This window comes from Paraburkholderia sp. C35 (genome assembly GCF_003121405.1).
Taxonomy (GTDB): domain Bacteria; phylum Pseudomonadota; class Gammaproteobacteria; order Burkholderiales; family Burkholderiaceae; genus Paraburkholderia.
On record NZ_QBUY01000022.1, the window covers coordinates 1 to 13,218 of the forward strand.

The following is a 13,218-nucleotide window of genomic DNA, read 5'->3' on the forward strand; positions in this document are numbered from 1 at the left end:
CCGCCCTTGCCGATTGCGCGCAGCAGCCGGCCGACGTGGCCGCCGTGCGTCGGGTGGGCGGGGGGGTGGCGGAGGCGGAAGTGGCGGAGGTTCCGGCTCAGGCGGCGATGGCGGCTACGGCGGGCATCCAGGTGGCGGAGGCGGAAGCGGCAATCCAGGCTCAGGCGGCGGAGGCACCGGCGGCACTGGTGGAACTGGCGGTACGGGCGGAACGCCGCCCACCACCGGTCAGGGATCGGGCAACGGTTCCGGCATCAACCAGTTGACGACGGGCTTGCTCGATCCCATCGTCAATCTCGCCGTCAACGTCGGCGCGATCAGCGTCCCCATCGTGCCGATCACCGTTGGCAACAACAGCGGAAGCGGAAACGGCAACGGTGTCGCGAACAATAACGGCGCGCAACAGCCGGGCGCTGGCGCCAATAGTTCAGGCGGCTTGCTCGCGCCTGTCACGTCGCTGCTTGGATCGCTTACTGGCAATCATGCGTCTGGCGCGTCAGGTGGATCGAAGGGCGGCGGCCTGCTAGCGGGCCTGCCGGTGTCGGGCGCCGTCGGCGGAACGTCGGGTTCATCGAATGGCGCTTCGGGACTGCTCGCACCTGTCGCGGGCCTGCTCAACGGGCTGACGGGCGCGGCAGGCAATGGCGGTAGTGGTGGTAGCGGAGGTCTGCTCGCGCCGCTTTCCGGTCTCACGGGCAAAAAGTGATCGTGTGTGCGGGCTGACGGCATCTGTCGTCGGGTTCGAAAGATGCGTCGGTTGACCGGGTACGGTTTATCGACGCATCGCCACGTCTGCAGGTCCACTGCTCGATGCCGCTCCCGACGAAGAAGCACGCGCGCTCGTTTCATGCGCACGGGCGCGCGGCTCGAACTTCGCCCGAATCCGCCAGAACGCCCGTCGCCGCAGACATTCGGACGGAATCGCGGCGCATGTGTGTGAGAGACAACAAACACGACCGCACGGTCCGTGCGAAAAATCAAACATTGCACACCCTGCATGCCCACGACGAAAGAACTGGGCGTACCGCTTATCAGCGGATTTGGATCGCAAGTTCCGCCGACCCGGCCGTTTGCATCAACTTCGATCTTCAGCATGTGGATGGCATCGCGCACAACAGCTAAGGGTTCAGGCATGTCCGCTGATATGAGATCCGTCCAGATGTTCCCGACACCGTGCACGCGTTGCGGCGGCGTCCTGTATCAGCACGTCGCGTTCTGTCCGTATTGCGGCGTCAGTCAACCCATCGCAAGCGCTCAGCCGAAACGCGCGGAAACCCAGTTGCGGGCGGTCAGGAAGGCGCCGTCGCCGGCTGCCGACGACGATTCCGACGACGCATCGCTGCCTGAAATTCGCTGGTCCGATCTGCCGGAAACGCTGCCCGCCATTCAATACCCGTTCTGGAGAAAGCCGCCGCGTCGCATCGTAGTGGGCGGCGCGGTGTTCGCGTTGATGGTCGTGCTCGCCGGAGTTGGTTTCCAGCGACTCGGCGCCAGTCATCGGAACGACGACTTTGTCGAACCGATGAAAACGGGCGTCAATGACGCGAGCAGCGCGCTGCCACCCAGCACGATGCCGTCAGGCGCTGACGCTTCTGCGCGCATGTCCAATTCGCCAGCGATGACAGGTGCCGCGCCTGCCGCGGGGCAATACGGCAACAACGTGTCCGCCGCGCTGGGCGTCGCGCGCGCCAGTCTCGAACAGAGGAATCTGGCTGCTGCGAAGGCGGCCGTCGCCCAGGTGCTGGCTGTTGCGCCTCGCAATGCCGACGCGTTACGGATGCAAGCCGACATCGCGGATCGCGAGAACGAACGCGATGCGGCGTTGCGCGTGGCCACCATCTGCGCAAAAGACGTGATCTGGAGTTGCGTGGTGAAGCAGGCGAATCAGGCGCTCGCCGCCGATTCCGGTAGCAAGGACGCTCAGATTCTGCTCGAGCGCGCAATCGTTTCAAATGGCTGGAAGCCGCTTTCAGAGAGCGCTCCCGCGCGCGCGACGGCAGCAGCACCGACGCGGCGTGCGCCGCCGCAGCAACGTGTCGCGACCAATGCGATGGCCTTGCCGACGCTTCCTCCTCTACCGCCCGGCATCCCCGCCGATAATGCGACGCGTCCTTCAACAGACGCTGTGGCGCGACGCACGTCGACGGCGATCAATCCAGATTACGCACCCGTGTCGGGCGGCAGCAGCGACGCCAATGCGCCCGGGGTTCAGCAGTAGGGCGATTCGACTCGTCAGATTCGTTGCGGTCGCGTTACTATCGCAGCGGCATCCTTTTAGGGTTCCACGAAGGCGCTGCCGCTCGCTAGATTTCCCAGTCCCACTGTTGCTGTTCCATCTGTTGTTCTGCCGCTAGCCGCCGGCTAGCTTCCTGGGAAATGACTACATGGCTCGATGCCTCTATCGGCATGAGAAAGGCTTTCTCGATGCGAGGATTCGAAGCGGGCTTTTCCCTAGCTTCTTTCACGAAGTCCGACAGGGACTGGAAACGACGTACGGCATGGATAGCGTTAGTCATGATTCAACCCGAAAAGCTTCACGATGTTCTTCGCCAGTTCATTCAATTCGGCGATGTTTTCGGGAGTCTAGGCGGGCGCAGAAATGGAGGCTGTACGGCGTCGCACAGAACACGGCGCAACGTCGCGCCATTGCGAACGACCTGCAAAAAAGCGGAGAAAAGAAGGCGCATGCGATCGCAGAACAGCAAGCGATCCATTGCTTGCATTTGATTGGAGTACTGAAGTATCGGCGCGAAGCTTGCCCAACAGTGCAGGCAATCAACCAGTCCTATCGAGTATCTCGTTTGCCAGTTCGGCCTCGCGCGACAAAGATCCTTCGTCGGATGCTCTTGCAGTCTGAACCCGTCGGTTACGTGAGTTCTTATGCTTGCGTACGCTGTTGCTCAGCTCGGAGATGATCTCCGACGCGGCATGAATGATCTGGCTGAAATTGAAGCCCGCATTGGTCATTTCGCGGTAAAACGATTTCGCGAGAATCTTGGCAATCTGGTTCGGGTTCTGCGCCGATCCCGCGATGATTTCCCGCACGGTCTTTTCCGATGACCGGGTCAGCGCCGCCTGGGTAAAGCGGGATTTCATCAACTGCTGGATCTGGTTGACGTGCAGCGCCTTGACGACCAGCAGCGAGAGGTTTTCCAGCAGACGCAGATCATCGGCGTCAAAGCATGGCTTCTTCAGCGGCCGATAGGCGTAGACAATCCCGATGGTCTTTCCCCGCAGCAGCAGGGGAGCGAACATGCTGTCGCTGAGCTGGCATTCACCAGTAACTTCGATCGCGGTTGCGCGCGCGGCGACGCTCGCACGTTCGAGCACCATCGTGTACGGACCACGGCTGTCGCTCTCGCGTACGTTCACGACGTCGGAGCCGGCGCTGGCGCTGGCGTTGTCGACGAATCCGGCGCGTTGACGCAGACCGATTTCAGCCGCCTGCCGTTCGGTCAGCAAATGGATGACGCAATGGCGTGCGTCCAGTGCGCTCGCCACGATGGACGACAGTTCAGACAGGAGTTCGTCCAGACTGCCCCCGTCAACGGCATCGCCACGCGAATCGCGGATTTTGACCTTATCCGGGTTGTGCATCGCTGTTCCCCAGCATTCGAATCAGACCAGTTCGGATCCAGCTAGAAGTCGAATCGCCTTACACGCGCCGCTGGGCGCGAGCAGACGTGCGACTTGAAGACTGAGTGATGCGCGGAGGTCGGCGCTATCCGGTCGGCGCAAGCGTCGTGCCGCGTGTTCGACATGCGCCGTCATGCGGGAGTACGAGGCTGGCTTCCCACCGCACTGACGAGCGGCTTTCCGGCATCGGACAACGGCTTCTTGCGATCGATTTCGACGGACCTGACCGATTTAACCAACAAATTCGCGGGCGTTAAGTTCGTGCCACCACATTGCGGCCCGTTTCCGTGAGATGGTCGGTGCGCAGGCCCGGAAGCGCCCGGGCAATGTGGTCCAGACGATGTTTTTGTAGAAAAAACATGGGGTTAGACGAATTTCGATAAATCCGTCAGTACCCTTCTTGAATTTGTAATTCCCCGTCCATATAATTAGCACTCACCGCACGAGAGTGCTAACAACACTGCCGGTGCTAACAACACCGCCGGTTGGCATTGCCAGCCGGCATACCTCAGCGTTCTTCAGTCCCAATCAAGAGAGGATCTATCCATGAACCTTCGTCCTTTGCATGATCGCGTGATCGTCAAGCGTCTGGATCAGGAAACCAAGACCGCATCGGGCATCGTGATCCCCGACGCAGCAGCAGAAAAGCCGGATCAAGGCGAAGTGCTGGCTATCGGTCCGGGCAAGCGTGACGACAAGGGCGCTCCCATCGCGCTCGACGTGAAGGTCGGCGACCGCGTCCTGTTCGGCAAGTACGCAGGCCAGACCGTCAAGGTCGACGGCAACGAACTGCTGGTGATGCGCGAAGAAGACATCATGGCCGTTGTCAACAAGTAATCACTTGTTTCCGGTTCATTCTCAAGAATTCAAGGAGTTAGAAGATGGCAGCTAAAGACGTCGTGTTCGGCGATTCCGCCCGTGCCAAGATGGTTGAAGGCGTGAACATTCTCGCCAATGCAGTGAAGGTCACGCTGGGTCCGAAGGGCCGCAATGTGGTCCTCGAGCGCTCGTTCGGCGGCCCGACGGTCACCAAGGACGGTGTCTCGGTCGCGAAGGAAATCGAGCTGAAGGACAAGCTCCAGAACATGGGCGCGCAAATGGTCAAGGAAGTCGCTTCCAAGACCAGCGACAACGCCGGTGACGGCACGACGACGGCAACGGTTCTGGCCCAGTCGATCGTTCGCGAAGGCATGAAGTACGTTGCATCGGGCATGAACCCGATGGACCTGAAGCGCGGTATCGACAAGGCTGTTGCTGCAGCGATCGAAGAACTGCGCAAGATCAGCAAGCCCTGCACGACCAACAAGGAAATCGCACAGGTCGGCGCGATCTCGGCAAACAGCGACACGTCGATCGGCGATCGCATTGCTGAAGCCATGGACAAGGTTGGCAAGGAAGGCGTCATCACGGTTGAAGACGGCAAGTCGCTGCAAGACGAGCTGGACGTTGTCGAAGGTATGCAATTCGACCGCGGCTACCTGTCGCCGTACTTCATCAACAACCCGGACAAGCAAGTCGCCGTTCTGGACAACCCGTTCGTGCTGCTGCACGACAAGAAGGTGTCGAACATCCGTGATCTGCTGCCGGTACTGGAACAGGTCGCGAAGGCTGGCCGTCCGCTGCTGATCATCGCTGAAGACGTCGAAGGCGAAGCACTGGCTACGCTGGTCGTCAACAACATCCGTGGCATCCTGAAGACGGTTGCTGTCAAGGCTCCGGGCTTCGGCGACCGCCGCAAGGCCATGCTCGAAGACATCGCTATCCTGACGGGTGGCCAGGTCATCGCTGAAGAAACCGGCCTGACGCTCGAAAAGGCAACGCTGAACGAACTCGGTCAAGCGAAGCGCATCGAAGTGGGCAAGGAAAACACGACGATCATCGACGGCGCTGGCGAAGCAGCAAGCATCGAAGCGCGCGTAAAGCAAGTGCGCACGCAGATCGAAGAAGCGACGTCGGACTACGACCGCGAAAAGCTGCAAGAACGCGTTGCCAAGCTGGCAGGCGGCGTTGCAGTGATCAAGGTTGGCGCTGCGACCGAAGTCGAAATGAAGGAAAAGAAGGCACGTGTCGAAGACGCACTGCACGCAACGCGCGCAGCTGTGGAAGAAGGCATCGTGGCTGGCGGCGGCGTGGCACTGATCCGTGCACGCAGCGCAATCGGCAGCGTGAAGGGCGACAACGCTGACCAGGACGCAGGTATCAAGATCGTTCTGCGCGCAATGGAAGAGCCGCTGCGCCAGATCGTCACGAACGGCGGCGAAGAAGCCAGCGTCGTGGTGGCAGCAGTTGCAGCAGGCAAGGGCAACTACGGCTACAACGCAGCAACGGGCGAGTACGGCGACCTGGTGGAAGCCGGTGTTGTCGACCCGACGAAGGTGACGCGTACGGCACTGCAGAACGCAGCTTCGGTTGCTGGCCTGCTGCTGACGACGGACGCAGCTGTCTGCGAACTGCCGAAGGAAGATGCACCGATGGCTGGCGGCATGCCCGGCGGCATGGGCGGCATGGGCATGGACATGTAATTTCCAGGTAACTGGAATGCATGTGGGAGGCACGCTGAGAGGCGTGCTTCTCGTGCCAAAAGAAAAACCCGCAGCGATGCGGGTTTTTCTTTTGGTGCTTCTGTTATCGCGCCTTTGGTCGCGCGGGAAGCGGTCAGCGCTTCAGCAGGAAGTGCAGGCGCAAATGGTCGAGCACACGCGATACGCTATCCGCTACCGTCAACGCGGTTGTGTCGACGAGTACTTCGGGATGAAGCGGCGGCTCATACGGCGCGGACACGCCTGTGAACGAAGCGATGGTGCCCGCCTGGGCCTTTGCATAAAGCCCTTTGGGGTCCCGCTTAGCGCAATCGTTTGCTGAAGCGGACACATAAGTCTCGACGAATCTGTCGCTGCCGACGATGGCGCGGGCCATGTCCCGGTCTTCGTGCATCGGCGAAATCAGCGCGGCGATGACGATCAGTCCGGCATCGTTCATCAGACGCGCGACATGCGCGACGCGTCGAATGTTTTCGCGCCGGTCTTCCTTCGAGAATCCCAGATCGCTTGTCAGGCCATGGCGGACGTTGTCGCCGTCGAGCACGTAGCACAAGCGTCCCATTGCCATGAGCTCGCGTTCCAGGCGGAACGCGATGGTCGATTTGCCTGCGCCCGACAAGCCCGTCAGCCAGACGGTGACAGGCTTGTGGCCAAGCATCACCGAGCGGTCTGCGCCAGAGATCGTGCTGTTGAAACGCTGAATGAAAGGTTGAATGCGCTCAGAGGGGGAGCGGCTTTGCTGCTCGTCGCGAGCCGGGCGTGGGAGCGTCGTCGTGCTGCCTGAGATGCTGTGGGCAAGCGGCTCGGACGTGGCATCAGCAGCGCTGTGGCGAAGATCGTCCAATTCGGTTTTTCCGTGTTTTGCGGCCGGGGGGAGGCAGCGGTTTGCCGTTCGTTACGCGTTTGATGGATGGCGCGAGTCTGGACGCCGCGCTCATCAATCGGTGTCAACCAAACGGTCAATCAGGAAACTTTACAGTCCGTAATTGTACTATCTAAGCATGCTTACTGCTGTAACAGATGATTACCACTGTAATACGCCCGTATCAAAATCGGCGCTAGACGTAAGCAAATATCAATGCGCTATCCGGATACGGCGTGCCATGAACATTCAATGCCGCGCCTCTCCCGGCGACGCATCCGTGCCGCCGCCCAGCGGCACTTCGTCTTCACTGCTGCGCGCCCAGAAGAAACGATCGGGAAGATATGCGCCCATTCCGGGACGAAATGCGGCTTGCGTTGCCTGGAACAGATACTCCTGCGCTTCACGCACTGCTTCAGCCGGTTCCTGACCGTTCGCCAGAAGCGCGGCGATTGCAGCGCCGAGCGTATCGGTGATACCCATGATGCGTTGCTGCCCGCGGTCCCACATATCCTGGCGCAGTTGGCCGTCTTCGCTATAAAGCGTATTGACCAATCGGTGCGTGCCCGTTTCCGTCGACAGGATGTATTCGCAACCTTGCGACAGCAGATGCGAAATCGCGGCATCCAGCGAGGGCGCTTCCGCGTCGCCGTCGGGTTGCGCGAGCGCGAGCAGGGCGGACGTGTCGGCGACCAGCAGGGTGGTTTGCGGCGCGAGCAGATCGGCGATGGCCTCGCGCAGTTCGTCGGCGGCGAGCACGTGTTCGTCGTCGAGCGTGAAGTCGGGCGCGAGGATGAGCGGGATGTCGTCGTAATCGGCGACGACTTCGGCGATCGCGCTGACCACTTCAGCGCGCGTGGCCGCGCCGACCTTGAAGGCGGCGATCGGCATGTCTTCCAGCAGCATCCGCGCCTGGGTTGCGACGACTTCCGGGTCGAGCCCGGTGACCTCGTCGCAGCTCGCCGAGTCGCGCACCGTATAGCCGGTCAGCACGGACACGCCGTGGCAACCCATGCTGGCAAGCGTCATCAGGTCGGCTTGCAGTCCGGCGCCGCCCGTCGGGTCGGACAGGCCGAAGGTGAGTACGATCGGAGGGGTGTTGCTGGCCATGAAATTTTGGTTGGTCGATGAACGGAATGTTCGTGGGCCGCCACGCGCGCGACACGCGCCCGCAAGCCGCCCACAGCCGGCTCAATTATGCGGCCTTATAGGCTGGCGAGGCACTTTTTCGCATCTGTCGGCGCGTGCGGCCACACATAACGTCGCAAAGTGTCGCAACTGGCCGCTCGGACCCCGCATCCGCTAGGCATGGGGGCGGCAACACGGTACCATCATGGCTCCCGTTTCCACGGACTTTTCGACGCGACTCAAGAATGGAATATAAGAGCTGGATGTGCCTGATCTGCGGCTGGATCTACGATGAAGAAGCCGGTCTGCCAGAGGAAGGAATCGCGCCGGGCACGCGCTGGGAAGATGTTCCCATCAATTGGACCTGTCCCGAGTGCGGCGCGCGCAAGGAAGACTTCGAGATGGTGGAGATCTGATCTCCACCTCGCGGCGGCGCGCTGTCTTCGCGCGCCGTGCAAGGAAGACCGATCTGAAATGAATCGTTTGCGCGCGCGATGGAACATCCGCGCGCGCGTGCTGTCGCAAGAATACTCGTCACTGAGCTCTGCTCGCAGCTGATCGCGGGCGGCACTGTTTGGGGCTATGCCGGAGCAATCCGGTTCCTGGCCCGGCAATTGCACTACTGCACGACTTTCGCCATACCGGCTGTTCCGGTGGCGCAGTATCGATGCCGCCTGACTACGCCGGCGTTCACGCAGCCTGCTCATGACTCTTCGATCCGCATCGCCCGAGACGCTCGACGCTCTTCCCAATCCCCGCGGCGGCGCCGTTCGCCCCGCGGAGCAGGCGATTGCCGACGCGCTCGACGCTTTCGGCCAGCGTCGCGACATGACGGCACAACTGCTGACTGCCGGGCGCGCGTTGCGCGAGGCAGGCTGGCACGCCTCGCAACGTTTCACCGACGCCTTACTGCTCGTTTCACCGATGGCCGCGAGCGGTCTCGCCGAGGAAGCGGCCGCGCGCGCCACTTTCGGCGCGGCGTTGCGCGCGTTCCGCGCGGCGCTCGAGCGGCGCAATCTGCGCGAGCTCAACTGTTCGGCTGCACTTTTCGATCACTACCGCGCGCTCAGCACGCATATCGCGCAGCACACGCCTGGCTACAGCGTCACGTTCGAAGACATCGCGCTCGCTGGCCGGCCGATTCCGCCCGTGTCGCTGCGTTCGCAATCGGCGGCGCGCCTTGCGCATTTGCGTGCTCGCTACGAACAGGCGCTGCTACCCGTGCTGCGTTCCAAGGGCAATGTCAGCACGAGTGCCGTGGCGAGCGCCGTCAATGCCGCGCTCGACGATCTCGACAGATGTCTCGTCGATCTGTCCGGTCCCGATCCTTACGATTTCTGGCGTCTCGCGCTGGCATGTTCGCGCGCGCTGCGTGCGGGCGGTCGCAGTGTGGAAGACCTCGACACGCGCCGTTTCTACGCGCGCTGCAATATGGCGCTCGCCGATGAGGAGCGCGGCATCCCCCTCGCGCCACGCTCGCTGGTGCGCGCGACGCTCGCGCTGCTGTGGCGGGACTACGCGCTGTTCGGCGCAGCTGCCGAGGACACCGAGCATGTCGAACTGCTTCGCGACTATGGCCTGACAGTGGATTGGCACATCGCGGGCACGCAGGCATCGGAAGCGTTGTGGGAAGCGGGTGCGCATCAAGCCGAAACGCTGGCAGCGCATGTCGCGATGACGCGCGACCTCGGCGTGCTGACGGTCAACGCCAACGCCTACGAAGATTTCCTGCAAACGGCCGACGTCGCCATTGCCGCGCTGACCGATCACGCGCGCGCCGCCGACAATCCGCAGAAAGCCGATCCCAGCGCCGCGCTGCAGGCAGGCGACGCGGCGTACCGTCTGGGCGCGGCGGCATCGGCGCTTGGACTTGGCCAGGTCGCGCTACTCGCCGACGCGCTCGGCCTCGCGTGGCGCCGTCGCGCGCATGCGGGCGTGTCGACGCCTGCGGTGCGTGCACACATCGTGGTGGAACCGCCCGATGCGCGCTCGCTCGAGGCTGCCGCCGAGGCGTTGCGCGCAATGCTGCACAAGGTCGCGGCGGGCATTGCGCCGCAATCCGCAACAACCGTGCTGGCCACGCTCACACGCGCCATCGAGCAGGGCAGCGCCTAGCCGACGGGCGCCCGACGCGCACGACACCCAGCCCAACGAGAGCGCTCTAGCCCTCTTCTTCACACTATGCCAACCGTGCCGGCGATAGCGCACGCTCGTCGTTCCCGGTGAGGCCTGAGCGCGTGATAGAGTGCAGTTTCATGGACTGCGATCCTGTCGGCCGCGCGCTTCTGCATACAGTCTGGTGCATGATTCCGGCGCATGGCGCGGGCCCCGCAGTCGCGCACCGTCTTTGCTAAAATTCGACCTATGTCCAAGAGTAACGATCGCATCAATCTGACCAACCAGTTCCTGATCGCCATGCCCAACATGGCGGACCCTACGTTTTCAGGAACGGTGGTCTATCTTTGCGATCACAGCGAGCGCGGCGCGCTCGGCCTCGTCATCAACCGGCCGACCGATATCGATCTGCAAGCGCTCTTCAATCGCATCGATCTCAAGCTCGAAATCGAGCCTCTGCTGCATGTTCCCGTGTATTTCGGCGGTCCGGTGCAAACCGAGCGCGGCTTCGTGCTGCATGACAAATCGGAAAGCACGACGTATACATCGTCGATGCAGGTGCCGGGCGGGCTCGAGATGACCACGTCGAAGGACGTACTCGAAGCCGTCGCAAGCGGTCGGGGTCCGGACCGTTTTCTGCTGACGCTCGGCCATGCCGGCTGGGGCGCCGGCCAACTGGAAGACGAAATCTCGAAGAACGGCTGGCTGACAGTGCAGGCCGATCCGAAAATCGTGTTCGACGTACCCGCCGAAGACCGCTTCGAAGCGGCGCTCGCGCTGCTCGGCATTTCGTCTTCGATGCTCTCCGGCGAAGCGGGTCACGCATGAGCGGTGTAGCCGGACGTGAAGCGACGCTGCTTGCGTTCGACTACGGCGAAAAACGTATCGGTGTAGCGGTGGGCAATTCGCTCACGCGCAGCGCGCGCCCGCTCGTCGTGCTGCAAAACCGCAATCGCGAATATCGCTTCGAAGCCGTCGGCAAACTCATCGACGAGTGGAAGCCCGACGCGCTCGTCGTCGGTCTGCCGATGCATCCCGATGGCACGCCGCACGAAAGAACCCAACTCGCCAAACGCTTTGGCAACCAGCTGAACGGACGCTTCAATCTGCCCGTTTCGTGGGTCGACGAACGTTACTCGTCGGTTGAAGCGGAGGCGGGTATCCGCAATGGATCGCGTCAGGCCGGCATGCTCGATGCCGAAGCCGCGTGCATCATTCTTCAGCAATATCTGGACGGACTGACCGACGATCATGAGTTCCATTGACGCCGAGGCGCTGTATCGCGCCGTGCTCGAACAGATTCGCGCTGCCTATGGCGACGCGCTGGGTGGTCCGGACGGCGCGGTGCTCGCGGGCATCTATAGCGGCGGCGCATGGCTCGTCGAGCGTCTCGCCAAAGACCTGAACGTAGCGACGTTCGGCGTCGTCAACGTTGCGCTGCATCGCGACGACTACGCGAAGAAAGGTTTGCACACGCAGGCCAGCCCGACCTCGCTGCCATTCGAAGTCGACAACCGCCGCATCGTGCTCGTCGACGACGTGCTGTACACGGGCCGCACCGTGCGCGCGGCGCTCAACGAACTGTACGATTACGGACGTCCCGCATCGGTTGAACTCGCGGTGCTCGCCGATCGCGGCGGGCGCGAGTTGCCGGTGGCAGCGCGCTTTGTCGGTGGCACGATCGACGTGCCCGCCAACTCGACGCTCGTGCTCTCGCGCGACGGCGACCGCTTCGCGTTTCACACCGAGCCGCGCGCAGATTGAGCGAACGCTTCAGCGTCGTGCATATCAACAGCGCGCAGCATCGCTCACCAGCAATCCGCAATACCCGCAGTCCCAAGTCTTGATTCAGGAAGACCATGAACACGCCCAACCCGGTTCCCCAAGGTTCCACCGATACGACCGACAACGCCGCATCAGCGGAGCGGTTTCGCTACGGTTTCCTGAAGGGCAATCCGCAGCTCACGAAAAACGGCGAGCTGAAGCATCTGCTGACCATCGAAGGCTTGCCGCGCTCGATCGTCACGCACATTCTCGACACGGCTGAGCAGTTCGTCAGCGTGACGGATCGCGAAGTGAAGAAAGTGCCGCTGTTGCGCGGCAAATCGGTGTTCAACCTGTTCTTCGAGAACTCGACGCGCACGCGCACCACGTTCGAAATCGCGGCCAAGCGGCTGTCGGCGGATGTGATCAATCTGAACATCAATGCTTCGTCGACGAGTAAGGGCGAGTCGCTGCTCGACACGATCAACAACCTGTCGGCAATGCATGCCGATATGTTCGTCGTGCGTCATGCATCGAGCGGTGCGCCGTACCTGATCGCCGAACATTGCGCGCCGCACGTGCACGTGATCAATGCCGGCGATGGCCGTCATGCGCACCCCACGCAGGGGCTGCTCGACATGTACACGATCCGCCACTACAAGAAGGATTTCACGAATCTGCGCGTGGCGATCGTCGGCGACATTCTGCATTCGCGCGTTGCGCGTTCTGACATTCATGCATTGACTACGCTCGGCGTGCCCGAAGTGCGCGCGATCGGTCCGCGCACGCTGCTGCCGGGCGGTCTCGAACAGATGGGCGTGCGTGTGTTCCACAACCTCGACGAAGGCTTGAAGGACGTCGATGTGATCATCATGCTGCGTCTGCAGAACGAGCGGATGAGCGGCGCGTTGCTGCCGTCGGCGCAGGAGTACTTCAAGAGCTGGGGACTGACGCCCGAGCGTCTCGCGCTCGCGAATCCCGATGCGATTGTGATGCATCCGGGGCCGATGAACCGCGGCGTCGAAATCGATTCGCAGGTCGCGGACGGTCCGCAATCGGTGATTCTCAATCAGGTGACATTTGGCATTGCGGTGCGCATGGCGGTGATGGGTATCGTCGCGGGTAACAACGACTGATCCGCGTTCGACTCACGTACACGCAAACACATCAGGC

Annotated in this window: 13 protein-coding genes and 1 pseudogene; 10 read left to right on the forward strand and 4 right to left on the reverse strand. The window is 62.1% G+C overall.

What is annotated here, in order from left to right:
* Nucleotides 1–706, forward strand: a pseudogene (locus DK391_RS44880) (hypothetical protein); the annotation flags it as partial.
* A gap of 453 nt (nt 707–1,159) precedes the next feature.
* On the forward strand, nt 1,160–2,218 hold the full coding sequence (locus DK391_RS15780; RefSeq protein ID WP_109478911.1) for a hypothetical protein: 1,059 nt from the start codon (nt 1,160–1,162) through the stop codon (nt 2,216–2,218).
* Nucleotides 2,219–2,303: 85 nt separating this feature from the next.
* Here DK391_RS15780 and DK391_RS15785 read toward each other — a convergent pair whose 3' ends face one another.
* Together DK391_RS15785 and DK391_RS15790 are read right to left on the reverse strand one after the other, a co-directional pair.
* On the reverse strand, nt 2,304–2,516 hold the full coding sequence (locus tag DK391_RS15785; protein WP_109478912.1) for a hypothetical protein: 213 nt from the start codon (nt 2,514–2,516) through the stop codon (nt 2,304–2,306).
* Between the two features lie 259 nt (nt 2,517–2,775).
* Nucleotides 2,776–3,597, reverse strand: coding sequence for a GAF domain-containing protein (locus DK391_RS15790; protein WP_109478913.1), 822 nt, complete (start codon nt 3,595–3,597; stop codon nt 2,776–2,778).
* A gap of 585 nt (nt 3,598–4,182) precedes the next feature.
* Between DK391_RS15790 and DK391_RS15795 the strand changes: the two genes are divergently transcribed.
* Both DK391_RS15795 and groL read left to right on the forward strand, forming a co-directional pair.
* Nucleotides 4,183–4,473: a co-chaperone GroES gene (locus tag DK391_RS15795; RefSeq protein ID WP_028372031.1), complete on the forward strand. Its 291-nt coding sequence runs from the start codon at nt 4,183–4,185 to the stop codon at nt 4,471–4,473.
* Nucleotides 4,474–4,517: 44 nt separating this feature from the next.
* Nucleotides 4,518–6,158 (forward strand): chaperonin GroEL, encoded by a 1,641-nt coding sequence (groL, locus tag DK391_RS15800; RefSeq protein WP_109478914.1) that lies wholly within the window; start codon nt 4,518–4,520, stop codon nt 6,156–6,158.
* Between the two features lie 133 nt (nt 6,159–6,291).
* Here the strand turns inward: groL and cysC are convergent, their stop codons facing one another.
* On the reverse strand, nt 6,292–6,879 hold the full coding sequence (gene cysC / locus DK391_RS15805) for an adenylyl-sulfate kinase (protein WP_239482850.1): 588 nt from the start codon (nt 6,877–6,879) through the stop codon (nt 6,292–6,294).
* Between the two features lie 408 nt (nt 6,880–7,287).
* Nucleotides 7,288–8,148, reverse strand: a complete 861-nt coding sequence (locus DK391_RS15810; RefSeq protein WP_109478915.1) for a hydroxymethylpyrimidine/phosphomethylpyrimidine kinase — start codon at nt 8,146–8,148, stop codon at nt 7,288–7,290.
* A gap of 263 nt (nt 8,149–8,411) precedes the next feature.
* Here DK391_RS15810 and DK391_RS15815 point away from each other — a divergent pair, with 263 nt between their 5' ends.
* From DK391_RS15815 to DK391_RS15840, 6 genes are all read left to right on the forward strand, one after another.
* Nucleotides 8,412–8,582, forward strand: a complete 171-nt coding sequence (locus DK391_RS15815) for a rubredoxin (RefSeq protein WP_109478916.1) — start codon at nt 8,412–8,414, stop codon at nt 8,580–8,582.
* 289 nt (nt 8,583–8,871) lie between these two features.
* Nucleotides 8,872–10,281, forward strand: coding sequence for a hypothetical protein (locus DK391_RS15820; protein ID WP_109478917.1), 1,410 nt, complete (start codon nt 8,872–8,874; stop codon nt 10,279–10,281).
* A 249-nt stretch (nt 10,282–10,530) separates the two neighbouring features.
* Nucleotides 10,531–11,109, forward strand: a complete 579-nt coding sequence (locus DK391_RS15825; RefSeq protein ID WP_109478918.1) for a YqgE/AlgH family protein — start codon at nt 10,531–10,533, stop codon at nt 11,107–11,109.
* Nucleotides 11,106–11,546, forward strand: a complete 441-nt coding sequence (gene ruvX, locus DK391_RS15830; RefSeq protein WP_109478919.1) for a Holliday junction resolvase RuvX — start codon at nt 11,106–11,108, stop codon at nt 11,544–11,546. Before DK391_RS15825 ends, ruvX begins: the two co-directional genes overlap by 4 nt.
* The gene (gene pyrR / locus DK391_RS15835; RefSeq protein WP_109478920.1) at nt 11,533–12,045 is read left to right on the forward strand and encodes a bifunctional pyr operon transcriptional regulator/uracil phosphoribosyltransferase PyrR; all 513 of its coding nucleotides are present in this window, start codon (nt 11,533–11,535) and stop codon (nt 12,043–12,045) included. The genes ruvX and pyrR overlap by 14 nt, the downstream gene beginning before the upstream one ends.
* Before the next feature lie 95 nt (nt 12,046–12,140).
* Nucleotides 12,141–13,181, forward strand: coding sequence for an aspartate carbamoyltransferase catalytic subunit (locus DK391_RS15840; RefSeq protein WP_109478921.1), 1,041 nt, complete (start codon nt 12,141–12,143; stop codon nt 13,179–13,181).
* Nucleotides 13,182–13,218 lie beyond the last annotated feature (37 nt).

What these genes read in the sequence shown, in the direction of transcription:
- DK391_RS15780 (WP_109478911.1), top strand. Translation starts at nt 1,160, where the DNA reads ATGTTCCCGACACCGTGCACGCGTTGCGGCGGCGTCCTGTATCAGCAC.
- DK391_RS15785 (WP_109478912.1), bottom strand. Translation starts at nt 2,516, where the DNA reads ATGACTAACGCTATCCATGCCGTACGTCGTTTCCAGTCCCTGTCGGAC.
- DK391_RS15790 (WP_109478913.1), bottom strand. Translation starts at nt 3,597, where the DNA reads ATGCACAACCCGGATAAGGTCAAAATCCGCGATTCGCGTGGCGATGCC.
- DK391_RS15795 (WP_028372031.1), top strand. Translation starts at nt 4,183, where the DNA reads ATGAACCTTCGTCCTTTGCATGATCGCGTGATCGTCAAGCGTCTGGAT.
- groL (WP_109478914.1), top strand. Translation starts at nt 4,518, where the DNA reads ATGGCAGCTAAAGACGTCGTGTTCGGCGATTCCGCCCGTGCCAAGATG.
- DK391_RS15810 (WP_109478915.1), bottom strand. Translation starts at nt 8,148, where the DNA reads ATGGCCAGCAACACCCCTCCGATCGTACTCACCTTCGGCCTGTCCGAC.
- DK391_RS15815 (WP_109478916.1), top strand. Translation starts at nt 8,412, where the DNA reads ATGGAATATAAGAGCTGGATGTGCCTGATCTGCGGCTGGATCTACGAT.
- DK391_RS15820 (WP_109478917.1), top strand. Translation starts at nt 8,872, where the DNA reads ATGACTCTTCGATCCGCATCGCCCGAGACGCTCGACGCTCTTCCCAAT.
- DK391_RS15825 (WP_109478918.1), top strand. Translation starts at nt 10,531, where the DNA reads ATGTCCAAGAGTAACGATCGCATCAATCTGACCAACCAGTTCCTGATC.
- ruvX (WP_109478919.1), top strand. Translation starts at nt 11,106, where the DNA reads ATGAGCGGTGTAGCCGGACGTGAAGCGACGCTGCTTGCGTTCGACTAC.
- pyrR (WP_109478920.1), top strand. Translation starts at nt 11,533, where the DNA reads ATGAGTTCCATTGACGCCGAGGCGCTGTATCGCGCCGTGCTCGAACAG.
- DK391_RS15840 (WP_109478921.1), top strand. Translation starts at nt 12,141, where the DNA reads ATGAACACGCCCAACCCGGTTCCCCAAGGTTCCACCGATACGACCGAC.